The sequence below is a fragment of the Paenibacillus sp. J22P90 genome, from assembly GCF_059692195.1.
On record NZ_JCAUAY010000006.1, the window covers coordinates 30213 to 56613 of the forward strand.

The following is a 26401-nucleotide window of genomic DNA, read 5'->3' on the forward strand; positions in this document are numbered from 1 at the left end:
TTTTGATTACTATAACACATAATATGTACCACGTTAACACTTTATTATATTGTAACTATCCGAAAACAACAAAAAAGCCGAGCCCCACCCTTCGGATGGAGGCTCGACTCAATTACATCAGCTGACGTTCCTCGCCATAGCGACGTTTGAGCTGATTTAAGAAAAACTGCAAGGACAGGAACAGCACAGCAAAGCTTGTACCCGCGCTGAGGATAATCCACGGATGCAGACGAATGTATCGTGCACCGTAAGCGATCAGCGAGAGCCATTCACCGGAGGTGCTGATGGTGATTTGGAAGCCAGCTTCCTCGTCGCCGATGGTTTCCGTACCTCCGAGCACGATATTGAACACGGCAAGCTGCCCGAGCAGGAAAAGCACCTGCATAAACTCGCTTAAGAAAATGAACATCATTTCATTTCGCATAGACGGGAAAATATGCCGAAGCGTCCGATGCCAGAACGAACCGCCCATAAGGCGGGACGCTTCGATAAACATTTTGCCACTATAATAGCGTGTCCGATCGGCAATCTGATGCGCCAACGGGAACAGACCAATCACTGTAATTAGGATAATGAAGGTGATGCTGAATAACAGCTTGTTGTGCGGGTCTGCTTTGGCCCCAAGATCGAGCCTAAGCCCATAGTACATCCCCGCTAATGGCGGGTAGAGGAAAATAAATGCCGGCACCGCCGCAACCGCCCACTGCAAGGAGCGAAGCAGGCCGCGACCCCTGCCCGACATCCCGCTCCATAAGCCCCAAGGCAATGCCACGGCAAAGCGAAGCAAGGTCAGTCCCAGTGCTGTGCCTAGCGTGTATTTTAACCCATTCAATAATAAGCTGAGCATGTCGAAGCCTCGATGATCCGTTCCGAGCACGAATGTGCTATTCGGCGCATAAGGCGGGATGGCGTATCTGGTTTTGCCGTCTTCTTGGTATTGGATCATGTTGATTTTGTCCTCTGGCGAAATGCCGTGAGGCTTCAACCAAGACCCGAACACCATCACAATCAAGAATAGTGCCAATATGGCAATCGATATATAAAATGCGGTAGAAGGACGTTTTCTCACGGTCTAGCCACCTCCTCTGCACGGACCACAAACCGCTTCCGAAGCAGCGCATACAGGATATGAAAGGCCATTGCGACCAAACCTAGCACCACGCAGATCGCAGACATGGACGTAATCCCCTGATAAATCGGCAAAATGATGAAGCCTCCCAAGCCGCCAATACCGCAAATGGCCTCCGCGACCGCCATGCTGGCTAGAGCTAATGTCGTAGCTCGAGGCAATATTGCGAGCACATCCTCCATCACGTTCCGCAGCACATGCGAAAAGAGTACCTCGCGCCGCGTCAATCCTTTGGCAAGTGCGGTTACAACGTAATCCTGCCCGAGTTCACGGGCAATGGCCACACGAAGCGTCCCATAAATCGTCACCGAAGGGATCAATGCAATGGTCAGGAAGGGGATGAGAAATGGCGTCCTGTCCCCAACCTGAACAACCAGCAAGACATAATGGCCCAGCAAACGCGTGGCATAAATCGCACCCAATTGGATCAGCACGATCAGGAAAAAGTCCGGTAAGCCCACGAGCAGCGCATGAATGCCATCCAGGATGGTACCGACTCGCCTTGCGATCGAAGCCCACAGCGCGAACAACATACTGAGCAGAATCGCCAGCAGCAAGCCAGGGATGAAGTAGGTGCAGGTTTTTAAAAGCATCTTAGGAATGGCTGTCGTCATCGCCACTTCCTTGCGGGTGTAGGGATCTCGGTATTTGCCAAAATCGCCATGCAGGAAGCCCTTGAGCTGATCTTTGACCGTATAGCCATAATAACGCCACGAAATGATTGGCTTATCTAGCGGTACCACGGAGGATCGCAGCACACCTTTGATCGTCATTGCTGTTCCTTGATATTCCCAGAACTTCCCGTAGGGGACTTCTAGGAGACCGCTTTTTTCATTCAAAATCTTACTCCCAGGCAGCATTTCACTTACCTTCTGCATGCTAATGCTGGCATTGACCGTTACTTTGATCTGATCGGGCTGAACGGACAAGAACATCTGTCTGATATTACTCAGCAAGAAAATACCGATCAGCGTAATCGCACCCAGCAATAGCCATCGTCCTATCGACTTCAATCCGTGCCACCTCATTCATTATTTACCTTAGGTAAAATAGTCTTTATATGGGCTTAGTTTAACATGAAGGTTTTGGACAGGACTAGTTTAATTTGTTGAAAAAGAAAAAGCCTCCACCTTCCCGAATGAACAGGAAGGTGAACGCTTCTTAAGAACTGAACTGCGCCTGATGCAAGCGGCTGTACATACCGCCTACGGCGATAAGCTCTTCATGCGCGCCTTGCTCGGTGATGCCGTCTTCCGTTACAACGACGATGCGGTCTGCGTTCTTGATCGTCGCGAGTCGATGCGCAATGACGAGTGTCGTGCGGCCCTTCGACAGCTCCGCCAAGGACTGCTGGATCGCCGCTTCGGTCTCGGTATCCAGCGCCGATGTCGCCTCATCTAGGATGAGAATCGGCGGATTTTTCAAGAACATGCGCGCGATCGCGAGGCGCTGCTTCTGCCCGCCGGAGAGCTTGACGCCGCGCTCTCCGATGACCGTATCCAGTCCCTTCGGCTGGGACTGGATGTACCCCTGCAGCTGCGCGCGCCGCGCAGCGTCCCAGATCTCCTCATCCGTCGCGCCCAGCTTGCCGTACGCAATGTTCTCCCGCATCGTGCCGGAGAACAGGAACACATCCTGCTGCACGATGCCGATTTGGCGGCGCAGCGATTCCAGCTCGATATGGCGGATATCGAGCCCATCAATCGTGATGCTGCCTTCGCTGACATCGTAGAAGCGCGGCAGCAGGGAGCAGATCGTCGTTTTGCCTGACCCAGATGGCCCGACGAATGCGACAGTCTCTCCCGCCCGAATATTCAGGGAGATGTTGTTCAACACACGATCCTCTTCCCCGTACCCGAAGGAAACGCGATCAAACTTGATCTGCCCATCCAGATGATCCACCTTGCGGGCATTCGGGTGATTCTCAACCTCTGGATCGGTGTCGATGATCTCGACATAGCGTTTGAAACCAGCGATGCCCTTCGGATAGCTTTCGATGACGTTATTGATTTTTTGAATCGGACCTAAGAATACGTTCGTTAATAGAACAAAGGCAATGAATTCGCCATAGGAAATTTGCTTATCAATGACGAACCATGTGCCACAGATGAGCACGAATACCGTCACGGAACGCATTAAGATATAGCTTAAGGAAATGTTCCACGCCATAATTTTATAAGAAGCCAGCTTCGTCAATCGGAATCGGCCATTGTTCACCTCGAACAATTTCTTCTCATGCGCTTCATTGGCAAAAGCTTGTACGACACGAATACCACCAATGTTATCTTCGACTCTCGCATTAATATCCGCCAGATCGCCCATCATGCGACGGAACGTTTTTGTCATTTTCTGATTAAAAAACACCGCAATCCACAGCAGGAACGGCACAATGACGAACGTGAGCAGCGCCAGCTTTACATTGATTTGCAGCATGAGAACAAGCGCTCCAATGAGTGTCATCACGGCGATAAAAAGATCCTCTGGACCATGATGAGCCACCTCGCCAATTTCAAGCAAGTCATTGGACATGCGCGACATGATTTGCCCTGTTTTGTTATTGTCATAGAACCGGAAGCTCAGCTTCTGCAGATGGTGGAACATCTTTTTGCGCATATCCGTTTCGATGTTGATCCCCAGCTTATGCCCCCAATACGTCACGACGAAATGGAGCAATGTGTTAAGGCCATAGACGGCTAGCAGACCTATACAAGCCCATATAATCCAGCCCCAATTGCCCGCAGGAAGTAATTTATCGACAACCTGATTGACAGCCAGCGGGAACCCTAGCTCCAGCACCCCAGCCACCACCGCACAAGTAAAATCTAAAATAAATAAGTGCTTATAGGGTCGATAGTAGGAAAAAAACCTTTTTAGCATGTGTCTATTCCACCTTTCGTATCGTTGACAACCGACTTGGCTTCATACTCGTAATGGTTGCAACACTTGCCTATTATACCTGAAATTCCCCACAAATGGGCAATTGCCGGAGGACATGTATCCATTATTTTCATATTTATAGGTATATCTTATCCTGGCTGTGGAGGCGTGGAATCATGTTCAGCAACTCTATGGATACACGAACTGCCATTCGCCTCGCGGCGATGTGCGGCCAAAGCTATACACAATTGGAACAGGGGACGGAAGCGATAATTTTACCTGCTACCTATCGGATCGTGACACCTATCACGGCGACATCTGTTTTAAGCGGGCGCGAATTGTTCGGATTTATTACGGAATCAGACAATCAAATTGTCATTGTATTTCGGGGGACTTCCACGACCTCGGATTGGATCTCTGACGCTATAGCTAGGCAAACTGACTTCCCCTACGCCAAACAAGGGGGGCTTGTGCATCAGGGCTTTCTGGATATTTATCAATCTGCGCGTAAGCAAATTCTGGGTGCCATGAACAAGCTATCTGCGCACAAGCAGCTCTACCTCACAGGGCATAGTTTGGGTGGGGCACTCGCGACATTATGCGCCTCCGATCTAGCAACGAACACCAAGTTCAAGGATCCATCTGTCTATACCTACGGTTCACCTCGCGTGGGGAGCACAACCTTCGCTAATCAATATAATCGCAAAACGGGCCCCCACTACCGCATCTACAATCGCAATGATATGGTCCCTAAACTTCCCCCGCTCGTTTATACCTCGCCGATCACAGGCGATCTTTATCACTATATTCATGTGAAAAAGGGCGTCGAGCTCGACTTTCCAACGGGTTCATTTGCTGGCAACCATGCGGTTAGCGGCTATTACACCGAGCTGGCTAAGCTCGATCCGAAATATGCGAAGCTGATCTGTACGAAGACGCCGGGCTTCTGCCCGAATTGACCACCAGCTACCTCTCCATCTGCTGAAAAATGCAATAGTGCAACCCTTTTTATATCAAATAGATGATTTCGGCTGAAATTGATGCAAAAAGGCATCAATTTCTGTATTTTCAGCTCTATTTAGGCATTTTCAACCCCAAAAGATGCCTTTTTGCATTTATTTAAAATTGTGAAGTGAATTCCCCTTAAAAGGATGCTCTTTTGCATTTTTGCCATACAAAAAGAAAAGGCCCTCCTTAACCAGGAGAGCCTTACAAACTAGTGCGCCGCATTCTCTTGAACAGCGAAATGCTTTTGAATCAACGAAATTTGACCCGAATGAATGCCTGTGTGATACATCAATCTTCCCACGGCTTCCAGTGGCGTAGATGGTCCCATCGGCGATTCAACAGGCACCGTCCATGCTTCTTCCGGCAGCGCGCGCATCGCTTCAATGAGATGGTTGTTCGAGGCCATTAGATCATCTACCAATTCTTGTAGGTTGGTGAATGCTGGTTTTACCTTCGGGCCATTAGGTCCGCCTGCGGTGTACAGCTTGATCCCTTCCGGAATTTTCACACCGAAAAACCAGTTCGCAAACATATATTCAACCTCAGCATTATGGCGAAGCATGTATCCGATTGAAGCTGAACCCAATTCGAGGGTCAAGTTAGCTTCCGGGAGCTTTTGGACCGTTTTATGAAAACGACCTTGAATCGCGTTCCAAATTGGCAATACCGTTTCAAAACTCATGCTTAAGCACTCCTTCATCTTCTAATTTTAGGATGTTTTAGCTGGTTGGTGACCATCTCTTGCTACGTGCTCGAATTTCGTTGCCGCCAAATCGATATCGAAGGCTTGACCGAAGCCTGCTACATAGCGTCCTTCAAGCGTTGAAAGCTCAAACAAGGAGAAGTCTAGCGTTTTCAGCACATTAATCATCTGCTTACCAAAACGCTCGCCGAACAAGTCGAAAATCTCTTCGTGGCGAAAACAGCTTAATTTCTGCATGCAAAAAACCGTGAAAGGCGCAATTTCGCTACCCTTCACGGTCTATTTGGTCACTTCGTTCCCCTTATTCGAGCTCTGCATACAGCGCCGATGACAAATATCGCTCCCCGGTATCCGGCAGGATAACGACGATTGTCTTCCCTTTGTTCTCAGGGCGTTTGGCCAATTGAACTGCGGCAAAAGCGGCCGCTCCCGATGAAATGCCGACCAGAAGCCCTTCGCTTTTGGCCAATTGGCGAGCCGTCTCCATCGCCTCTTCATTGGTAACGGTGAGAATCTCGTCAACGATTTCCCGATTAAAATTATCCGGCACAAATCCAGCGCCGATCCCTTGAATCTGGTGCACGCCACGTGCACCGCCGGATAGCACCGGAGAACTGGCAGGTTCTACGGCTACAATTTGAACATCGGAATGTCGCTGCTTCAGTATCTCTCCGACGCCAGTAATCGTACCACCAGAGCCTACGCCTGCTACGAAAATATCAACATTCCCGCCCGTATCTCGCCATATTTCTTCTGCTGTTGTTGTGCGATGAATGTTAGGATTGGCCGGATTGCTAAACTGCTGCGGGATATAAGAATTAGGCAGTTGGGCAGCCAATTCCTTGGCCTTGCGAATCGCCCCTTGCATGCCTTCGGCAGCTGGTGTGAGCACCAGCTCTGCGCCTAGGGCTTTAACGATTTTGCGCCGTTCCTCGCTGAAGGAATCCGGCAAAATAATGATTAACCGATACCCCAGCGCTGCAGCCGCAAAGGCAAGCCCAATGCCTGTATTCCCGCTCGTCGGTTCGATGATGACGGTGTCTTTATTAATTTTCCCTCTGCGTTCCGCTTCCTTCAGCATGCCATAGCCAATGCGATCCTTCACGCTGCCCGCAGGGTTAAAATACTCCAGCTTCGCGACAATTCGCGCGTTAAGCTCTTGCCGTTTATTAAAGTTCCAGAGCTCCAGCAGCGGTGTGTTACCGATGAGCTCTGTTAAATTATTATATATTTTAGGCATAGGGAACCTCGCTCTCATGGGTCTGTAATTAAACCTATACGTTTAGTTGGATAAATAAAGTATAGCATCTGCTTCAAGGGAAATTAAATCAATAATCCTGATGAAAGAGTGTGGTATTTTCTTATATTGGGGAGTTTGCTTGATTAGGGCACCCCTATAGGACGAACATATGGTACACTGATTTTTAGATTATAAAATCATCAGTAGAAGCAAGGAGAAACACAGATGAAACTGGTATCTTGGAATGTGAATGGCTTGAGAGCCTGCGTGAATAAAGGGTTTGTTGATTATTTTAAAGAGGTGGATGCTGATTTATTTTGCTTGCAGGAAACGAAGCTCCAGGAAGGTCAAATCGACCTCGATCTTGGTGTGGGATATAAGCAATATTGGAACTACGCGGAGAAAAAAGGGTATTCCGGTACGGCCGTTTTCTCGAAAGTAGAGCCGCTTTCTGTCCGTTATGGCATTGAAGAAGATTCCGAGCCCGAAGGTCGTATCCTCACCTTGGAATTCGAGAATTTCTACCTCGTCACGGTGTACACACCGAACGCTAAGCGGGATCTATCCAGACTGCCTTATCGGTTAGAGTGGGAAGATCGGTTTCGCGACTATTTGGTCGGGTTGGATGCAGTTAAACCTATGTTGGTTTGTGGGGATTTGAATGTTGCCCATAACGAGATTGATTTAAAAAATGCCAAAGGCAACCACAACAACTCCGGCTTCACCCTCGAAGAGCGTGGCAAAATGACGGACTTGCTGGCAGCTGGCTTCATCGATACGTTCCGACATCTATATCCGGAGAGAACCGATGTGTACTCGTGGTGGTCCAATATGCCAGGCGTTCGTGCTCGGAATGTGGGCTGGCGGATCGACTATTTCCTTGCGTCAACGCGACTAGCGCCTAAGATTACCGAGGCATCAATTTCATGCGATATCTTGGGAAGCGATCATTGTCCGGTGGTTTTGGAGTTGGATCTAGCCTAGCGAGCTTGGCTGATCCTAATCCCCGACTCAAGGAGGAGCGCCCGCTCCGACCTTGGTCGCTTCTGGAAATAATTCCCTACATGGTAAGATCGAATCAAATACAATTCGATAAGCTGTGAGGGATGCTTAGTGAAGAGAATCCGAAAAAGACGACGGGGTTGGGTGTTTGGCGTTTTGGCTTTGCTGGCCGTAGGGATCGCGGCTTATGCCTTGTTCTTCTATGGAGATCCAGACGGTATAAAGGATCAAGCGTTTGTCACCGATAAAGGCAGCATGCCTGATCTGTGGTAATTTGCTCATCGCGGAGATAATTATTGGCAGTGGGAGTCGTACAATATCGAAAAGAGAAGGAGTGATCCGAGCATACTAATAAAAATGAGGCAAGAAACGTTCCACACATTGGGAGACGAGGCACTAGTCGCAGCCTGCTTTCAGCCGATCATAGCAGCTTATAAAGAGATTCAAACACGAGGAGAAGATTTCACCTCTGGGTTATTTCAAAATCTTACAACAGGGCAACAAGCCTTGTTCGCCTTCCGCGTCTATCACACCCATGCCATTAAATCGCAGGTTGATTTCTATTGGTGGAGCGCGTATTTCCTCGCACAGCCGGCGAGATGGGCGGGTCTACAAAGCGCGCTGCGCTTTTTCGAAGACCGTACCACACTGCCTCAAGTCGAGCGTATGGAAGAGCTGCTTCGGCAACGTAATCACCCTAGAAATATCACAAACTTTGATATTTCTACAACGGATCTCGAGCAAGACATCGACCTGATGTCGGACATCAAACCGCTCTACGCGGCCTTACTAGTAGCAGCAGAGATCACTAACAAAGACATAGCAACCTACATTCGAATACATACAGATGCGTTTGTAGCATTAAGTTGATGTAGGATTAACCGCAAACAACGAATGAACATTCCCATCCGGATCAGCAAAAAATGCCGTCACATGCCCCCAATGCTTCTCCTTTGGCTCCATAATCGCTGTAGCTCCTTTGGAGACGTACTCCCGATACAGCGTTCTTACTTCTTCCGGCGAGTCACATTGAAAATTGAATTCAAAGCTTTGCCCTTTACGCTCTTCCTTAAACGAAGGATGATCATTCGTATTATCCGCCATTAGAGGAGTCGAACAAATTGCCAGGCGGACCCCGCTATTATCAAATTCTACATAATCCGTTTCTTCCACGACGATACGAAATCCAAGAACATCCCGATAAAACCCGGCTAAACGCGCAACATTATGGGATAACAACGTAATGCCCTCTAATTGAATTCTCATCTTACGATCCCGCCATTCATCATCTATTTCCTAAAATTGTAACACGGAAAACGGAATGAGATCAAGTGTTCTCATTACCTAGAAATACTATTCCGCCAGCAGTCCCTGAATAACGCTCCTCATCTGAGCTTCTGTTAATGTGCCTACACGGTTATAGGCGACTCTTCCCTGTTTATCTACAAAAATGGAAACCAGAATTGATCGGAGTTTGTAGGCTTGCGTGACCTTTTTATCCGGATCGAGCACCACGCGGAAGGAATAAGGATGTTCTTTCAGATATTCGGTTACCTTATCCTGACTTTCACCGACATCAATAGCCAACATGACAATATTGTCATCCTTATAATCGTGATAGACCTTCTCCATATCCGGCATTTCTTTAATGCACCACTTACACCAAGTTGCCCAGAAGTTGATATACACGTTTTTGCCTTTGAGGTCGCTTAATGTTACCCGCTCGCCATGCAAGTCCGTTACTGTGAAATCGATCGCTTGCTCCCGTTCCTGAGCGTTGCGTAATAGAGTAGCAGGCGTTGTTGCCCCTTCATCAGTGCTCTCCGTATTCGGGACCGCTGGCTGCAACTCGGAGCTTTCCACTGCTACCTTCTCACTAATGCTGTACGGGCTTGATAAAAAGGAAAAAGACTGCGTAATCATCTCCATTCGATTCGTGAATACAAGAAGACCCATAAAGATCATAACGACTCCGCTGACGACAGAAAAAATGGGCAGGTATTTGGAAAGCTTTTTCAACAATCGAGATAAATATTCAATTAAAAAAGCCGAAAGCACAAAAGGAACCGCCATCCAACTAACTGGAAAAACTCCATCTATTTTGACGTCAAACTGATATTTATCCTCAATACATGGAAAATGTACAGTTAATTCATCCCATTTATCCCTTCCCGACGAAAACCATTAAAATTAACTGCGCTTTTTACAGTTATTTAAATCAAAGTGAGTATTCGAGCGAAATTAACTGCATATTTTCCAATTAGTTACGTCAAGACGCTGGTGGTTAGGCTTCTAATACGGCAACTCTCGCCCCTCCAAATGGGCCTTCAAGTTCTCCAAAGACATGGCGTAGCCCTCTTCCGTCGGCTTTGCCTGCTCCTTCGATTCATAGCCTGTCTCCGTGATGGTCACGCGGGTACCGCCATCTTCCTCCGCAGTGAGAAATGTCGTGATCATCTCATAATCCGGCACGCTAAACTCCCAACGCAACGCGAAGCGTTGCTGAGGTTCAACTCCCTCGATGATCGCCCGCAAAGTGACAACCTCTGTCCCCGCGTGGTACTCATTCGGTAAATGATGAAAGTAAACCTCAGCTCCCGGCGAAAGCTCGGCGACGTCCCATGGCGAGCCTGGCGAGTACCACTCCGTTAGCTGCTCACCTTCCGTCACCGCTTCCCATGCTCGTTGCACCGAAGCCTGAACCCAAATACTTTGTTCCACAGTAAACTGTCCCACACGAACATCTCCTCACTTATAAATTCTGCTCACTGACGCCCGTCACCGGGTCAAACGTCAGCATTTTCGTTCCGATTTTATCAATAAAGAAACGATCATGGCTAACTGTAATCACAGCGCCAGGGAAATGAATTAATGCCTGCTCCATGACCTGAATACTCATAAGATCGAGATGATTCGTCGGCTCATCTAAGATGATGACCGCGGCGCCGGAGAGGAGACATTTAGCTAGCGCGACCCGCGCTTTTTGACCGCCAGAGAGGTTGCCAATGAACTTGCTGAGATCCATCTCCGAAAATTGCAGCATAGCCAGGAATTTGTTCACCTTTTTCCGTGGCGCATCCAGTCCGAGGCCGTACGTATTCACCGCATGGCTAACGGTATCCTTCGGATTAAGCTCTTCCCACATCCGGTTAAAATACGCGTAACTAACGCCTTTTTCCCAGATCACCTCGCCGGACTCCGGCTTCTCTTGTCCTGTAAGCACCTTAATGAGCGTGGATTTCCCGCTTCCGTTAGGGCCAACAATGACAAGGCGGTCTTCCTTTTGAATATCGAAGCTGACGTCTTGGAAAATGGTCCGGTCCTCGTAGGTCTGCCCGATCCCTTTCACCTCGCACAGCTTGTCCGGAAACCGCAGGCGCTCATAAATATCCGTGATCAGCACGTTGACGGGATGCGGTTCGATCCGTTTCTTATTATCTGCTAACTGACGTGAGAGACGGTCCTTCGACGATTTCTTGCTAGCGCGGCTATCGATGGCTTCCGCTTCCATGAGGAGCAGCTCTTCTTCCCACTCAAATTGGCGGTCGAGCTCCTTTTTGCGCATCTTCTTTTTACGGATATAGTCGGTGTAATTCCCCTCGTATTCCTGAAAGCGATAGTTTTCGATCTCGATCACTTGCGTGACTACCTTATCAATAAATTCCCGGTCATGGGATATCAGAATCATCGCGCCTTTGAACCGATACAGCCACTGCTCCAACCAGGCAATCCCCTCGATATCTAAGTAATTCGTCGGCTCGTCCAGCAGGACAACATCTGGTTGCTCTATGAGCATTTTGGCAAGCGCGGCACGGTTTCTCCAACCACCGGATAACTCTCCGATAGGCTGATGACGCGATCGTTCATTGAAGCCTAGCTTCGTTAGAACAGTGTTAATCTCAACAGACACGTTCCATCCGTCCAAATGCTCCATTTGCTCAAACAGCTCAGCTTGCCTGGTCAGCAGCTTATCCATTTCCCCGTCATCGGTGACGGTACCAAGCTTTTCACCAACTTCCTGCAACTCGCGTTCGATCCCCGCAACCTGCTCAAAACACATTTCCAACTCTTGCTGAACGGACAAGCTTCCGGTCATTTCCGAGAATTGCGAAAAGTACCCTATTTTAACCTGCGGATCTATCTCTACCTTGCCTGAGGTGGGCTCATCCTTACCCATAATTAGCTTAAAAACTGTCGATTTCCCGGCACCATTCCGTCCAATCAGACCGATTCGCTCACCTTGACTGACTTTAAAATAAATATCGCGAAAAATCATCGCGTCCTCATATTTCTTCGTAACATTCTCCAAACGAATTACACTCATAGCTATCCCCTTTTACCTGCATCATTCTAGGCTGATTATATCATGTTTAGGGTCAAGACATTTTTAATTAAATGGTGTATTGTATAGTTGACTTAATGTCTGGTATAAGTTACATTGTGTATAGAACACTTTACTAAATGTTACCATTAACGTACAGGAGGCATGGAAGAATGTCCTATCAAGAGAGAAAGCATATCGTCTCTTTCCTAAGTACTTTGCTTATTTTTGGTTGCTATTGTTGGTATGTCTTTCAAAAATTTCACGACATGCAAATGGACACGACGGAAACCTTCCGCTTTTGGGCGGCTACCATTTTAATCTTAATCCCCGTATCCATCGTAGCTAAAATTATCATTGCGATCATTTTCAATATCATCTACCGCATAACCACCAAAGAAGTGGAACCCTCTTTCTCAGACGAACTCGACAAATTGATTGATTTGAAAGCCACCAGAACCTCCCACTATGTCTTTATACTCGGCTTCCTTCTAGCTATGGGATCCCTCGTCTTCGAGATGTCTCCTTCTACCATGTTCATCATCCTCTTATGCTCAGGAATCCTCTCTGAGATGGCAGGAATAACCACACAGCTCTACCACTATCGCAAAGGAGTCTAGCATGGGTAAACTTCTGATCAGCAATCATATACGAAAATTACGTTTTAATCAGAATGAAATGACCCAACAACAGTTGGCGGATAAAGCGGGGGTAACAAGGCAAACCATCGTCGCCCTCGAACAGGGCAAATACTCCCCTTCTTTGGAATTAGCTTTTCGCATTGCTGGTGTCTTCAAATTACCGTTGGAAGATGTTTTCTTTATCGAGAATGAACAGGTGTGAGGAAGATCATCTACCAACCAGGAGGAATTTCAATGAGAGCGATTGTGTGTACGAAGTACGGAACACCCGAAGTTCTTCAGCTCAAAGAGGTAGACAAACCGACACCTAAGGATGATGAAGTGCGGATCAAACTACATGCCGCTATCGTCACGCCTTCGGACTGCGCTTTTCGTAAGGCTGATCCTTTCTTCATTCGACTGATGTACGGTTTGGCTAGACCGAAACATCCGATCCTTGGTGTGGAGTTGGCTGGGGAAGTTGAGGCTGTGGGCAAAAGCGTGACTTCCTTCAAGGTTGGCGACCGCGTTTCCGGTATTAGTCCGACAAAATTCGGTGCCTATGCGGAGTACACCTGCCTGCCTGAAACTGGCCTACTTGCTATCCTTCCGGCCAATGCGAGTTTTGAGGAAGCTGTGGGCCTCTGTGACGGAGGCTTAACGGCATTGACATTTCTCCGAGATACGGCACTTCTTGGGCGCGGACAAAAGGTATTGATCAACGGTGCTTCTGGCTCCGTAGGGGCTTATGCGGTACAACTCGCTAAGTACTTTGGCGCTGAAGTAACAGGGGTGTGCAGTTCCACAAACGCAGCCTTAGTGCAATCTCTGGGGGCCGACCTCGTCAGTGACTATACCAAAGAGGATTTCACCAAGAATGGTCGGACTTATGATGTTATTTTCGACGCGGTAGGTAAGCGTTCATTTTCACAATGCAAGAACTCGCTATCCCCCAGCGGGATCTATCTCTCCACAGTTCCATCGCTAGGCATATTGCTTCAGATGCTATGGACATCCAAGATCGGCAGCAAAAAAGCCAAGTTCAAAGCTTCCGGCTTACAACAGAAGAAAGAGAATCTCGTCCTTCTCGCGGAGCTTTTTGATACGGGGCAGTTAAAAGCGGTGATTGATAAAGGCTACCCTCTGGAACAAATGGCAGAGGCTCACTGGTATGTGGAGACTGGGCGTAAGAAGGGGAATGTTGTGATTACTTTTGGGGGTTAGTCCTCCCCTCACTCCAAATTCGCAAACAAATGCTGCGTATACTCCTTAATAATCGCGGACACTTCCACATCCTTCTTCGTAATCCTCCACAAATAATTCGGGTATTTGCGATATTTGCCGATCGGGATCGTCACGACCTCGCTCTTGAACTTCTCTGGCATCGTCATCACAATGTAATCCGTTGCGATCGTAATGGCATTGCCGCGGCTAACCATTTGCATGATGGCTTGTGTGTTATTGGTCGTTAACGCAATGCGGTTGCCGGAATCTCCGGAAATCAGCTCTGCTGCAATCTTTTCAATATAAGCATCTTTATAAATAACGAAAACTTCATTATGTAAGTCCGCACTGGTTATGGCAGGAAGAAATCGTAACGGGGATTGCTTGTTGACAACAATGACAGCCTCCCCGCGAATGACCGGCTCCCAGGTGAACGATTCGTCTTGACTCTCGCGAGACAAGGAAACAAACCCCATATCCGCTTCCCCTTTCATAACCTGATTCATCACCGCTGTATTATCACCCTCCAAAAGTTGAACATTAATATGAGGATAGATACCCATAAACGTAATCGTGGAGTTCGTCACCAATGACACCATACCAGGTATCGTAGCGATGATAATATTGCCCGCATTGATGGGATTGGACTTCACAAGCTCATTTTTCATATTACGAAAGTTAGTTAGTATCGTACGCGCATATTTCATCGCCTTAAACCCATCCTGTGTAAGAGCAATGCCTTTTTTGGAACGGGTAAAAAGCGTAGCTTCTAATTCATTCTCAAGCTGGCTTATGGATTGACTGACCGCGGGGACGGTAATTCCGTGCTTTTTGGCTGTTTCTGTAAACGATCCAGACTCTGCAGAATCAACGAAATATTGGAGCTGTATAATATTCAACGCTGCTCATCCTTAACTTTTTATTTATATAAGTAAATTAAACTTAAATATATTTTATCATGTGTCGATGGTATTATACAGTAACACGAATAACCTTGCCGAATAATTGTTTGGAAAAAGGGAACATCATTAACGACGATTGTCACAAGTAAAGGAGCATCGCAATTGAAAAAAAACATTTTTCAAGTATTCGCTGGCGAATTTCGCCGCTTTATTAGAAACCCTATGATGATCATCACATTCATCGCGGTTGCATTAGTCCCTATTTTATATAGTGGCTTCTTAATTAAAGGAACTTGGGATCCCTACGGTCAACTCGAGAAACTGCCGATCGCTGTCGTCAATCTGGATCAAGGCGCCACTTTCGAGGGAGAGTCACGGAATATCGGGAATGAATTTATGGATGAGTTACGCAAAAACGAAAACTTTTCCTGGGGCTTTATGAATGCCGAGGATGCGGCACAGGGGATGAGAAATAACCATTATTATGCCACGATTACGGTGCCCGCTTCGTTCTCAGCAGATGCAGCTTCGATTACAAGTGGCAATCCGAAGCAGGCTGAAATCATTTTCGAATCTAATAGCTATTACAACTTTGTTGCCGGTCAGATTGGAGAAAGTGCAACGAAGGAATTGAAAAACAAGCTATCCAAAACACTTACAGAGGCCTACTCTACAAGTATTCTTTCTGAGTTCGAAACCATTTCGAACGGGCTCGGCGAAGCTGGTAAAGGTGCCTCCGATCTCAACGCTGGCGCAAAATCCTTAAGTGATGGGATTCATCAAGTAAAATCCAACTTAGTCATCCTTGCGGACGGTACCAAGCAATTAGATGACAATGCCGTTTTGTTACAAAAAGGGGCAACTGCACTCAGCACTGGCGCGCTGGAAGTTAGCAAAGGTGCCGCTGCGTTAGCGAGCGGAGCGAGTCAACTGCAAGATGCCGGCGCACAGCTGGAGCAAGGTGCTCAGAAAACAGCAGCAGGCGCAGCCTCTTTAGTATCAGGATTGCAGGCCTCCCAAACAGGAGCGGATCAATTGGCCTCCGGCCTTGCCTCCTCTTCCAAAGGCAGCACGCAGCTGGTCGATGGGCTCACATCAGCCCTAAGCGCTAGTGACAAACTGGAAGACGGCTCCGCACAGGTCGCCTCAGGTCTTGAGGCTTTTGTCGCGGCGCATCCTGATCTAGCTTCAAATGCTACAGTCACCAAGCTCCTTGCCGCCAGTAAAGAGGTTGCTGAAGGAAATAAGAAATTACATGACGCCGAAAAGAAGCTTCTCACAGGTAGTCAGACCGTGGCATCTGCCACCGACAAGCTAGTCACTGGAGCCGAAAAGCTCCGTGACGGACAACAACAATTAGTTGCTGGGGCAACGCAACTCCAAACAGGCGGTCAGCAGCTGGCGGATGGCCTGCACACCTTTAATTCGAAGCTGCCTCAGCTAACTGAAGGCGGCGCCAAGCTGCAAACCGGCGCGGCGCAAGTCAGCACCGGCGCAGGAGATCTTGCCAGCGGCATGACGCAAATGACCGCGGGCATCCATAAAGTAGCAAGCGGCGCCGCGCAGCTGAATGAGGGTGCGACTGCGCTTGATGAAGGCGCACCGAAATTGGTGGATGGCAGCGGCGAGCTTGCTGCCAAATTAAACGAGGCTGCGGAGAAAACCGCAGCTGTCAAAGCAGATGACAACACGATTAAAATGTTGGCAGAGCCCGTTAAAATTACAGCAAATGACGACCGCAAGGTTGCGATCTACGCGAACGGTATTGCTCCTTATTTCATTTCGATGGCTCTGTTCGCAGGCTCGCTAGTTTTTACGACGATCTATGCAGCCAGAAGCACATCCACGCCAGGCGCGCGTGGGTTCAAGTTGTTGGTTAGCAAGCTTTTAACCTTTAGTCTAATGAGTACTTTCCAGGCTTTGATTGCAACAACCGTCCTTGCTTATGTTTTGGACTTGAAAGTGCAGAGCATTCCCTTGTTTTACGTCTTTACCTTCGTCGTCGGTCTAACCTTCATGCTGATCATTCAAATGTTGGTTACATGGCTGGATCAACCAGGGCGATTCGTTGTTCTTTTGCTAATGATCTTACAGTTGGCTTCAAGTGCTGGGACTTACCCGCTGGAGCTGCTGCCGGATTGGGCACAAGCGATACATCCTTGGTTGCCGATGACCTATGCGATTCAAGGATTCCGTTACGTCATTTCCAGCGGTCAGTATGCTGAAATGTGGCATCAAGTGGGCTATTTGAGCATCTATCTGGTAGCATCCTTGATACTAACAAGTGTTTACTTTCTTTCTCGTAAAAAGACGGAAAGCAACGACGATGAGCATGAACAGCTAATTCCGGTTACGGTATAAATACATGAGAAAGGCTAGGAACTCCCTTGGGGGATTCCTAGCCTTTTTAATTAAGATTAAATCCTCATTAATTTTCAACAAAAAACGCTAAAAAACAACAAATATTTCCCAACGTATGGTACGATTTATATATCTAAAGAACTATGTGAAAAGCCTTATGTGGGAGAGAGATTTATATGAGAAAGTTAAAGGTTTTTATAAGTATTTGTTTACTAGCTAGCACTTTACCGACATCGGTATTAGCTAGCTATACGCTGGATCCGGGGAATGACGGGATTGATATTCAGGATGTAGTGAAAGCTATTCAAAATGGTGCAAACTCCATTACGGGGACTAGCAATTTCAATAAAAGTGATATTCAAAGCCTTTTAAGCCAAATTAATCCTTACAGCCATGAAGCCCCCCTTGGAACTGTTAAAGGGATTGTCTTGGATGAGACGGGCGCAGCGGTTAGTGGCGCTGTGATTAAACTAACTGGCACTACTTTGGAGACGCAAACCGATGAATCTGGTTATTTTGAATTCAATCATACTGTCCCTATTACTTATCAGACAAAAGTTGTTGTCGAGAAGGTTGACTTCGCGCCGGCTACTTCAGAGGCTTTCAATATACTTAGTGGGGACTCTCGCGACTTGGGCAGTTTGATTTTAAGAAAAATCCCAGCTTACGGTTCCGTTTCAGGCTATGTGTATGGCCCTGATCATCAAGCATTAGCGTCGGCACTTGTTTCAGTTCATGGACAAACCCCTTCAATGAGCGTATTAACTGATACTTACGGGCACTTCAACTTTAGTCTTGTGCCAACCGGCAATCAAAGCCTAACGGTAACGAAGGATACCTACACGACGATTACACAGACTTTTAACATAACGAAGGACAACCTAACAACGCTACCAACCATTCTTCTTGAAAAAGCTTTTAGTCCACAATTGACAGGTACCATTCAGGGGCTGGTTACGTCGAGCAATGATCAACCGCTAAGTAATGCTCTCGTTACTGTAACGGGCACTACTTATACTGTAATGACAGATACATATGGTTCATTTGTCCTAACTAACATACCAGTCGGTGTAGTCGAACTCGACATTATAAAGCAAGATTACAATTCTATACATATTCCAAGTCTCACGGTTTCACAGAATGTTTATAATACCGGCACAATCATACTGTCACCTGTCACCGGCAGTATTTCAGGAACCATCTCTTCAAGCAACGGAGGTACTCTAGCTTCAGCCGCTATACACATTAAAGGAACAGACTCAACAGTATATACGGATGGAACTGGAAACTTTACAATTAACGACTTGCCGGTCGGCAGCTATACGCTCCAGATTTCGGCTGAGAACTATGTGGGGCAAGATATTTCGGTAACTGTCCTACAAAATGGAACCCAACCTCTCTCTATCAGTCTCGTTCAGCAAACAGCTAATGTTGAGGGATACGCAGTGTCTACAACTGGTGATTTCATCCCTTATACACTAGTTACAATACCAGGGACTTCTTACACGACAGCTACAGACGCTAACGGTAAATTCACATTCTATAGTTTGCCTGTAGGCTACAAGATTCAAGAAGTCTCTGTCGAAAATTATCAGCCTACACTGCCGCTAACTGCAATTACGGTTACACCAAATAGTAACAGCATCGGGACAATAGAATATCAACCCATTGGAACCATTACTGGTGTTGTTAGGCTTAGTGATGCAACAAGCACCTACCCTGCATTTGCGAATGTAAATGTCACATTGCTAGCAAATGGCAGTAGTTATACGCAAACAGTCACATCGGATGCCGAGGGCACCTTTACCTTCACAAATATCCCTGCACATGCAAGTTACACGCTTACGATTGAAAAAGCAGGCTATATGTTGTATCCCATGCAGCCGTTTACTGTTAATAGGGGGCAAAATACTAAAAATCTTTATGTAGAACAAGGCGTAGCTGTCCAAACTGAGAGCGGGCTGTTAGCGGCATACGCTGATAGTAGTATTCCTTATATTTTACTGCTCAATGATATCCATCTCACAGAACCGTTCGTTTTCAACCGAGCTATCAGGCTCGGTGGGGTTTATGCTTCCAATGCTAATACCAAGCTATCTGCTCCTAACTTTTCAATCTCTGCTCCGATTGGATGGGGTGGATTAGATCTCTATTGCGATGTTGGCAGTGACATAACGAAGCTTCAAGCAGCACTTCACAGCTTCGTTGGTGCAATTAAGGTAACCGGCATACAAAATTATGACGGATTCATTAAAATCGTACCTCAAAAGAATTACTTAATCACCGATGGTACGAGCAACCGAACTGCATTTTTAGACAATGATGAAGGTTGGAGAAATGCTCTAGCGAATGAGGACGTTTCGAAGATGTATGTGGTATCCACTTTCTATTCCTCCGAGCGAAATGAAACTCTACCTGCTGGGTACGTTTATAATAAGCCGGTAATAGATACGACTGCTCCACAGCTGTCTTCCGTCACAACGGGCGTCCTTGAGCTTGATCATCAGGTTATAAACGCCACAGTCAACGAGGCAGCAACTCTTTACTTGGTGCCAAAAAGGACTGCAGCTAATCTGGCAGTAATCAGAGAACACGCCGTCACGATTACCGCGGCCTTGATGAACGAAGAAGCCACATTACAGCTGTCCTCAGTCGCTCCAGAAGACTATGTCCTGTATGCAGTTGATGCTACTGGCAATGTTTCCGCACCATCTGACACCATTACTGTAATCAAATCAGTATCGATGTATTTGTCAGAGATCCGTCTTCATTTGACTAATACGCAATTACCGAAAATATCCTACTCTCAATTCATAGGTGCAAGACTTGAAGATGTGAAAGAACAAAATTTGGACTTGTACCAATTTGCTTTTACGAGAGATGCGAACAACTTGCTTTCGCTCTCAGATGATCAAGTGTTTCTTGCGAAGTTGCAAGAATGGGTAGATACCGCGAATGCAGCACCAGTCATTCAACGCGCGTTAATGTCAGGCTTTAGCGGCACATACGACTGGTCCCTGCTCAATCAGAATGCCGAGAGCCTCCTCAATGAATATGAGTTAGAAGGCAACTCCTCAACTTCACAGCTCGCTGTAGCGGAGCATCTATTGGAGCTTGCCTATAAGCGCGGCAATTATAAGCTTTTGACCAAATCAGCGATTCAAGCAGCACTTCAAGCGATTACACCGTCGCCTCAGCTTTCCCTTTGGGCCGGGACGCCAGTTCAGCAAGCATCGGGAACAAAGCAAGTAACCCTGACGTTGGTGCTCAAAAATAGCAATGGTGATTCGTTAAAAGGCTATACGGCTGACGATTTTACAGTAAAGGTCGACGGTATAGACAAATCACTTAGTGATCTTAACTCCTTCCCATCGTTCTCGTACAAGAATGAGATCAACGCCTATCAAATCGTGTTCAAAGGCAGTCTGGACGCGACCACTTATTCGCTCTCTGATCTTTCTCTTAACGGTACACGCTTGCAAACGGAAGGATTGTCTGTCCAGACGCCAGGTGCAGGAATTCCAGTCACATCCATTGGATTAAGTCTTTACACGAACTCTGATCGCATTCCAACCAATAGTTCCCATTCGCTTCGACTTACTATTGAGCCGTCGAATGCGACGACTAAAGACATCGTTTGGAGTGCTGGGCCTAGTGAGATTGCATCCGTAACCCAAGAGGGCATTCTTAATGTTACGGGCATTGGGCAATTTAGACTTACAGCAACGAACACGTTATCTGGGATAAGTAAGACACTAGAGTTGAAAGCAGTGAATGATCAGCTTGCGCTGAGTGCTGTACAAGACTATGCTGCAAGTCTAGGAACTTCATCTCTGACATTAGAAGATTTGAAGAATACGTGTGTCGGTAACATCGTGGATAGTGCATTCGAAAATTACAAACGAGCAATAGTGGCTAAACGTCAGGAGTTCGCAGGGTTACAGAATTCCCAAGCTTACAATTTGCTGCAAAGTATCATTAGCGAATACAGCTCTAACGCCATACTCAACCAAGCATTATTCGATTATAGCGAAGGCATCCATTCGACTTGGGAAGCATTTAATAGAGAGACATTATTTGCAAATGGCGTTTATCACTCGGATGAAACGAACGTTCAGTATGTAAAACAAGTTATCTTGGACACGTTTTTAGGAGCCGTAGGACCGCTCAGTCGCACACAATTGAATGATCTGGTTTCTAGAGTGCCGAGCTTCTCCATTCGAAATAATAATCCAATTACTCAAATAATTAGCCAACACTTGAATAGTGCGGAAACCAACGTTGTCGTAACGTTCAAAGTGGCCAATTTATACAACGAGGGTAATACGGGCCTCACTTCACAGGATATAAAGGCAGTGATTAATCAAACGTTCCGAGGAGTAGACGACTCTGCCCTTTTCTCGAACTTCCTCAACAAAGGCAACGGTGTATATAGCTTTGAAGTAAGGCAATCGGCTCTGGAAAGTCCTCTTCACATCGAGAAATTAACGGTTCGAGTTGGCTACACGGATATTCCGATTGCAACGGATATTACAGTAAGCAGACAAGCTGCATTAATCGAGCAGGCGATTGCCAATCAAAACTTGAATATTGTGAATGCGCTACTGTTCACAGCCGGTAATCTACCAAGCATTATTGGACTTAACTGGTCTGATCTAGTCAATAATTTGGAGGCCGCCTACACAGCTCATGGCAATGTGCTAACAGAAAGTACGATACGTCGAATTATTAACGGTATGCGTGTTATAACATCTTACTACCCAACACAATCAGCAAGCTCCGACACTTACCACCTTGTATTCGATCAAAATGTAATAGGGAACATGTTCGATTCTGTATCCGCACGTAACCAAAACGGTTACCTCGCTTTACACGGCACGAGCACTTCTCCAAACACTAATAGGTTTGACCTCACATTTGGACATACGTCAACATTCCCCGTTGTGCTTACTTACATCACAAACGCAACGGACAGTCTGAGATACTCTAGCGATAACTCGCTCGTGCCTGATTTTGAAATTATCATTACGGATTCTTCTTCATAGCATCAGAAAAACCCACTCTATTTTCATGAGAGTGGGTTTTTCATTGTAAAAATTAAAAACTAAATATTCCCAATTCCAACAAATTCCGATATAGTTATCTTAATTCTAATGTCAGATGGAGGACCCTATGAATACGAAAGAGCAATCCTCAGGCGGCAGCACCATATATCGCCATCAAGCATCAGATCGACCTTTTACTTTCGCTCATGGAGATGAGGCTTCAATCGAACTCATCTCTCAGCATGTGGAGAAGTATATCGGACCCATCGAATCCGTATTCCATGAAATCGTCTCCGACTTGGTTCATATTGACGTACTTTACGTAGCTCCAACCAAGGAGCGCAATTACATCACATTGGTAACCTCAGGAATGAGCAATTTGCCAATGACAGTACCTGCAGGCGCGGAAGCTTTCCGCTATGCCGAACTCATGATCTGTCTCCCCTCGGATTGGCAGCTATCGCACGAAAGCATTCAGAAGGAAGAAAATTACTGGCCTATCCGCAGTCTAAAAACTCTTGCACGCCTTCCACATGAATACAACACATGGCTATATGCTGCCCACACGATTCCCAATAACAATCCCGCCGAACCGTATGCAAGCAATACGAAGCTGATGGGCATGATGCTAACGATTCCCTCCATCGTGAAGCAGATTAATGAGTTCTTCACACTTACCATCTCGCCGGAAAAAGAAATTCATTTTTTCAGCCTTACTCCGCTCTATAGCGAAGAAATGGACTATAAGCTAAATCAGGGTGCCGAGGCGCTATTCGACAAACTCGACAAAGCTGGCGTTAGTCCGATTCTTGATCCTCGACGTAAAAATACGTGCAAAAAACGGTTCGGGTTTTTCTAAGTAGGGTTAGAACCAACTCCAATCAACTCATACAAGTCGTTCACCTGACAACCGATGGTATCCGCAATCGATATGGCTGCTTTCAAAGGCATGATTCTCTTATTTTCCATATAGTCGACCAATCGCTCCGGCTTGTAGTGCAACTCCCGGGCTAATTCGAGCAGCGTTGTTCCGTGTTCTGTCATGCGTTCCTGTAACAGACAGCGTCCAATTTCAAATTTCATACATATGTCCCCTTTGTACAAAAGAATGTTACCCACAGCCTAACCAAGGTTTACGGCTTTTATTCGAAACAAATAACCCCTCAAGCCTGCACAAAAGTGCACAAGCTCGAGGTGGTTTTGCTTAACTTCCTGATAACGACCGCAGTCGCCGTAGCGATGGAAACAGATACATCCATAAGCCCGCCACAGCAAGCGTCCCTATGCCACCAACGAATGCAGCGGGAGCCGCTCCGATGAACCCCGCCACGATACCCGATTCGAACTCGCCAAGCTGATTCGACGTCCCGATGAAAAGCGAGTTCACAGCGTTGACTCGGCCACGCATCTCATCCGGCGTTTGCAGCTGTACGAGGGAGGACCTAATTACGACACTGACCACGTCCGAAGCGCCAACGAGGAATAGCGCGAATAAGGAGACGAACAGGTTCGTCGATATGGCGAATAGCATTGTTGCCAGTCCAAAGACCGCGAGTGCCCCGAACAACTTAAGTCCGACGGATTGTTTTAGCGGAAAATACGCCAACACGATCGACATCAACAAAGCGCCTATCGCCGGTGAAGTTCGCATAAGCCCTAGTCCCACAGGTCCCGTGTGCAAAATGTCTTGTGCAAAGATAGGTAAAAGCGCTGTCGCTCCGCCTAATAGAACAGCAAAGAGATCCAGCGAGATCGTTCCTAGAATGATCGGTTTTCGATAAATAAACGTCAGTCCCATAAAAACAGAACGCATGGTGACAGGCTCGAACTTGCGTTGGATCGGCTCCATGCGAATGAAAAACGTAAGGATACCAGCACCGAGCAAAGCAATAGCTGCCGTACCATAAACGAAAGTAGGTCCTATCGAGAATAGTAGTCCCCCTAACGATGGACCGACGATTTGGGAGGTCTGTCCGACGGAGGTGCTCCAGGCAATCGCCTGCTGCAGTATGGCATTTGGCACTAACTGCGGTAGCAGCGCAGAGGAGGAAGGTCCTTCAAAGGCGCGACAAGCGCCGAGTATGGCAGCCGCCACCAAAATTTCTTCGCGGCCCAGCCAGCCATGAAGATTGCCGAACAACAGCAATGCCGCAATCAGAGCCTCGATGATCTGACAGATGAAGACAATCTTTCGACGGTCGAATCGGTCTGCGACCTGCCCAACAACGAAGGTAAGCAGCACCATCGGCACAAACTGGGCAAGTCCCACGAAACCGAGACTGAAGGCATCATGGGTTAAGTCATACATTTGCCATCCGATCGCGACGGAAAGCATCTGGAACGAAGACGAGGAGAACATGCGCGAAATCCAGAATTTGTTGAACGATGGATGACTCAGGACAGAATCTTTGGAAGTAAAAAAACGCAATTGGCTCACGCCTTATCATAGAGTAATAGAGGTTGGGCTGTCCCGTCTCATGAATGTAAACAGGTTTATTATACGCCTAATGCAGGATGAGTTGTATCGTTATTTTGTCTTTGCTTTTAGCTCTCCGTCATGTTACATTGTTTCCAAGGAAACAAAATGTTGAAGGAGCTGTTACAATGGGAATGTTAGAAAACTTAGGTAAAGCCATTTCACATAAGGCTATCGTCCTCCATAAGCAACAAATAGCTGAACATACGTTTAGAGTTTCTCTTGAGCTGCAAAGTGGGAAAGGTATTTCCTATACGCCTGGTGAGTTTCTGCGTGTATTGGTAGGCGTAGATCAACAAGTCAAACTCATGGAAATGATCAGAACCTATTCCGTCTGGCGTTATGATCCGACATCACAGGTCATCGAAATGGCCGTTTGCACGTTTTCCTCAGGTTCTGGCGCTAGTTGGGCTAAGCGTCTACAGCAGGGGGACACCGTTTATTTCACAGGACCTAAAGGGAAATTTGTCTATGATGATTTTCCTGATTACTACATCCTTATCGGGGACATCTCATCGTTAGCCCATTTATATGAAATTAATCGCCATATCCCCCCTCACAAACAAGTATTTAGCTATATATATGGGGAGCATAAAAAAGATTTTTTCACCGATCTGGATGGAACCTCACCGCTCTCTTTCTATGAATGGCCTGCAAATCCCGTACAGCAGTTGATTGCACAAGTAGAACCAGTTTTAAAGCAAGCGCAAGGAAAAGGAATGGTTTATGTAGGCGGCGATGGTCGAGTCTGCGTCGAGATGCGTAACTATTTGAAAGAACATCATCAATGGGATAACCGTCAAATTAAAGTGAAGCCCTTTTGGATGCCAGGTAAGCGGGGACTTGAATAAAGCAACTAAGCATTGGCTAGTCGGAGGCTAAAGCACATGAATGCACAAGAAAAAAATCATTTGTTTGTCCACCTTCAAAAGCTGTTCCATCAATTCGAGGCCTATGAAGAAAAAGAAAAAAAGCTCATGCTGCAGCTTGCTCAGGACTGGGGAATCTCCAACGTTACCCGCGATTTAACCTTGTCAGAAGTGCATGTTATTGAACAAATCGGCCATATGGACTCGATCAATGTTACACGGCTTGCTGAGAAGATGGCGATGACCAAGGGTGCCATTACCAAAATCAGTGCCAAACTGCTTGCCCGTGGCTGGATTGAGAAAGCACCGGTACCTGGCAACATGAAAGAAGTGCATTACCAGTTGACAATGGAAGGCAAGCAAGTGTATCACGCACATAATCACTATCATGACATGGTGAAAGAACAATTCCTACAGTTCATTTCACCTTATTCCAATGCAGAACTGACGTTCATTTCCAAATTAATGGGCGACTTATCAAGGGCACTGGATGATTCTATGTGCAAAATGGATCAAGTGATTTCGGGTCCTCCTTCAGAAGATACCGATACCGACGCGTAAAATGAAAAGGGCTTTGTTCGTCTGCCTCCCGGCAAAACGATCAAGGCCCTTCATGTGTTAAGT

Annotated in this window: 25 protein-coding genes; 12 read left to right on the forward strand and 13 right to left on the reverse strand. The window is 46.8% G+C overall.

What is annotated here, in order from left to right; translation table 11 throughout:
• Positions 1–112: 112 nt before the first annotated feature.
• The 3 genes from AC58UX_RS20335 to AC58UX_RS20345 all read right to left on the reverse strand — a co-directional run bounded on the left by AC58UX_RS20335 (position 113) and on the right by AC58UX_RS20345 (position 4006).
• Positions 113–1069 (reverse strand): ABC transporter permease subunit, encoded by a 957-nt coding sequence (locus tag AC58UX_RS20335; RefSeq protein ID WP_497256023.1) that lies wholly within the window; start codon positions 1067–1069, stop codon positions 113–115.
• A complete protein-coding gene (locus AC58UX_RS20340; protein ID WP_497256025.1) occupies positions 1066–2142 on the reverse strand; it encodes an ABC transporter permease subunit in 1077 nt (358 codons plus the stop codon). The genes AC58UX_RS20335 and AC58UX_RS20340 overlap by 4 nt, the downstream gene beginning before the upstream one ends.
• Positions 2143–2290: 148 nt before the next feature.
• The gene (locus tag AC58UX_RS20345; protein WP_497256027.1) at positions 2291–4006 is read right to left on the reverse strand and encodes an ABC transporter ATP-binding protein; all 1716 of its coding nucleotides are present in this window, start codon (positions 4004–4006) and stop codon (positions 2291–2293) included.
• Positions 4007–4182: 176 nt separating this feature from the next.
• Between AC58UX_RS20345 and AC58UX_RS20350 the strand changes: the two genes are divergently transcribed.
• Entirely contained in the window at positions 4183–4965 is a 783-nt protein-coding gene (locus AC58UX_RS20350) for a lipase family protein (RefSeq protein ID WP_497256029.1), read from the forward strand.
• A gap of 257 nt (positions 4966–5222) precedes the next feature.
• Here the strand turns inward: AC58UX_RS20350 and AC58UX_RS20355 are convergent, their stop codons facing one another.
• From AC58UX_RS20355 to cysK, 3 genes are all read right to left on the reverse strand, one after another.
• Entirely contained in the window at positions 5223–5696 is a 474-nt protein-coding gene (locus tag AC58UX_RS20355) for a DinB family protein (RefSeq protein ID WP_497256031.1), read from the reverse strand.
• Positions 5697–5723: 27 nt separating this feature from the next.
• The gene (locus tag AC58UX_RS20360) at positions 5724–5954 is read right to left on the reverse strand and encodes a hypothetical protein (protein WP_497256033.1); all 231 of its coding nucleotides are present in this window, start codon (positions 5952–5954) and stop codon (positions 5724–5726) included.
• Positions 5955–6018: 64 nt separating this feature from the next.
• Positions 6019–6957, reverse strand: a complete 939-nt coding sequence (cysK, locus tag AC58UX_RS20365; protein ID WP_497256035.1) for a cysteine synthase A — start codon at positions 6955–6957, stop codon at positions 6019–6021.
• Positions 6958–7182: 225 nt separating this feature from the next.
• Here cysK and AC58UX_RS20370 point away from each other — a divergent pair, with 225 nt between their 5' ends.
• From AC58UX_RS20370 to AC58UX_RS20380, 3 genes are all read left to right on the forward strand, one after another.
• Positions 7183–7941: an exodeoxyribonuclease III gene (locus AC58UX_RS20370; protein WP_497256037.1), complete on the forward strand. Its 759-nt coding sequence runs from the start codon at positions 7183–7185 to the stop codon at positions 7939–7941.
• Positions 7942–8070: 129 nt separating this feature from the next.
• Positions 8071–8232: a hypothetical protein gene (locus AC58UX_RS20375; RefSeq protein ID WP_497256039.1), complete on the forward strand. Its 162-nt coding sequence runs from the start codon at positions 8071–8073 to the stop codon at positions 8230–8232.
• 84 nt (positions 8233–8316) lie between these two features.
• A complete protein-coding gene (locus tag AC58UX_RS20380; protein WP_497256041.1) occupies positions 8317–8829 on the forward strand; it encodes a hypothetical protein in 513 nt (170 codons plus the stop codon).
• On the opposite strand, the gene AC58UX_RS20385 is transcribed toward AC58UX_RS20380, so the two are convergent.
• The 4 genes from AC58UX_RS20385 to AC58UX_RS20400 form a co-directional block, all read right to left on the reverse strand.
• The gene (locus AC58UX_RS20385; RefSeq protein ID WP_497256043.1) at positions 8821–9225 is read right to left on the reverse strand and encodes a VOC family protein; all 405 of its coding nucleotides are present in this window, start codon (positions 9223–9225) and stop codon (positions 8821–8823) included. The genes AC58UX_RS20380 and AC58UX_RS20385 overlap by 9 nt on opposite strands.
• 87 nt (positions 9226–9312) lie before the next feature.
• Complete coding sequence (locus AC58UX_RS20390) at positions 9313–10032, reverse strand: TlpA family protein disulfide reductase (RefSeq protein WP_497256045.1); 720 nt, start codon at positions 10030–10032, stop codon at positions 9313–9315.
• 219 nt (positions 10033–10251) lie between these two features.
• Complete coding sequence (locus tag AC58UX_RS20395; RefSeq protein ID WP_497256047.1) at positions 10252–10695, reverse strand: SRPBCC domain-containing protein; 444 nt, start codon at positions 10693–10695, stop codon at positions 10252–10254.
• Between the two features lie 16 nt (positions 10696–10711).
• Positions 10712–12283 (reverse strand): ABC-F family ATP-binding cassette domain-containing protein, encoded by a 1572-nt coding sequence (locus tag AC58UX_RS20400; protein WP_497256049.1) that lies wholly within the window; start codon positions 12281–12283, stop codon positions 10712–10714.
• 170 nt (positions 12284–12453) lie between these two features.
• Here AC58UX_RS20400 and AC58UX_RS20405 point away from each other — a divergent pair, with 170 nt between their 5' ends.
• The 3 genes from AC58UX_RS20405 to AC58UX_RS20415 are packed head-to-tail and all read left to right on the forward strand — an operon-like array spanning position 12454 to position 14124.
• Complete coding sequence (locus AC58UX_RS20405; protein WP_497256051.1) at positions 12454–12900, forward strand: hypothetical protein; 447 nt, start codon at positions 12454–12456, stop codon at positions 12898–12900.
• Between the two features lies 1 nt (position 12901).
• Complete coding sequence (locus AC58UX_RS20410; protein WP_497256053.1) at positions 12902–13123, forward strand: helix-turn-helix transcriptional regulator; 222 nt, start codon at positions 12902–12904, stop codon at positions 13121–13123.
• Positions 13124–13155: 32 nt separating this feature from the next.
• On the forward strand, positions 13156–14124 hold the full coding sequence (locus tag AC58UX_RS20415; RefSeq protein WP_497256055.1) for an NAD(P)-dependent alcohol dehydrogenase: 969 nt from the start codon (positions 13156–13158) through the stop codon (positions 14122–14124).
• 8 nt (positions 14125–14132) lie between these two features.
• On the opposite strand, the gene AC58UX_RS20420 is transcribed toward AC58UX_RS20415, so the two are convergent.
• Positions 14133–15023: a LysR family transcriptional regulator gene (locus AC58UX_RS20420; RefSeq protein ID WP_497256057.1), complete on the reverse strand. Its 891-nt coding sequence runs from the start codon at positions 15021–15023 to the stop codon at positions 14133–14135.
• Positions 15024–15188: 165 nt separating this feature from the next.
• On the opposite strand from AC58UX_RS20420, the gene AC58UX_RS20425 reads away from it, so the two are divergent.
• The 3 genes from AC58UX_RS20425 to AC58UX_RS20435 all read left to right on the forward strand — a co-directional run bounded on the left by AC58UX_RS20425 (position 15189) and on the right by AC58UX_RS20435 (position 23291).
• Positions 15189–17387 carry a YhgE/Pip family protein gene (locus AC58UX_RS20425; protein ID WP_497256059.1) on the forward strand — a complete coding sequence of 733 codons (2199 nt, stop codon included), beginning with the start codon at positions 15189–15191 and terminating at the stop codon, positions 17385–17387.
• Positions 17388–17563: 176 nt separating this feature from the next.
• Positions 17564–22432: a carboxypeptidase regulatory-like domain-containing protein gene (locus tag AC58UX_RS20430; protein WP_497256061.1), complete on the forward strand. Its 4869-nt coding sequence runs from the start codon at positions 17564–17566 to the stop codon at positions 22430–22432.
• 127 nt (positions 22433–22559) lie between these two features.
• Entirely contained in the window at positions 22560–23291 is a 732-nt protein-coding gene (locus AC58UX_RS20435; RefSeq protein WP_497256063.1) for a suppressor of fused domain protein, read from the forward strand.
• Here AC58UX_RS20435 and AC58UX_RS20440 read toward each other — a convergent pair.
• Together AC58UX_RS20440 and AC58UX_RS20445 are read right to left on the reverse strand one after the other, a co-directional pair.
• Positions 23288–23476 (reverse strand): helix-turn-helix domain-containing protein, encoded by a 189-nt coding sequence (locus AC58UX_RS20440; RefSeq protein ID WP_497256065.1) that lies wholly within the window; start codon positions 23474–23476, stop codon positions 23288–23290. The two genes, AC58UX_RS20435 and AC58UX_RS20440, sit on opposite strands and share 4 nt — an antisense overlap.
• Before the next feature lie 160 nt (positions 23477–23636).
• Entirely contained in the window at positions 23637–24869 is a 1233-nt protein-coding gene (locus AC58UX_RS20445; RefSeq protein ID WP_497256067.1) for an MFS transporter, read from the reverse strand.
• Positions 24870–25036: 167 nt separating this feature from the next.
• Here AC58UX_RS20445 and AC58UX_RS20450 point away from each other — a divergent pair, with 167 nt between their 5' ends.
• Both AC58UX_RS20450 and AC58UX_RS20455 read left to right on the forward strand, forming a co-directional pair.
• Positions 25037–25759: a siderophore-interacting protein gene (locus tag AC58UX_RS20450; RefSeq protein ID WP_497256069.1), complete on the forward strand. Its 723-nt coding sequence runs from the start codon at positions 25037–25039 to the stop codon at positions 25757–25759.
• Between the two features lie 36 nt (positions 25760–25795).
• Positions 25796–26338, forward strand: a complete 543-nt coding sequence (locus AC58UX_RS20455) for a MarR family transcriptional regulator (protein ID WP_497256071.1) — start codon at positions 25796–25798, stop codon at positions 26336–26338.
• Positions 26339–26401: the final 63 nt, after the last annotated feature.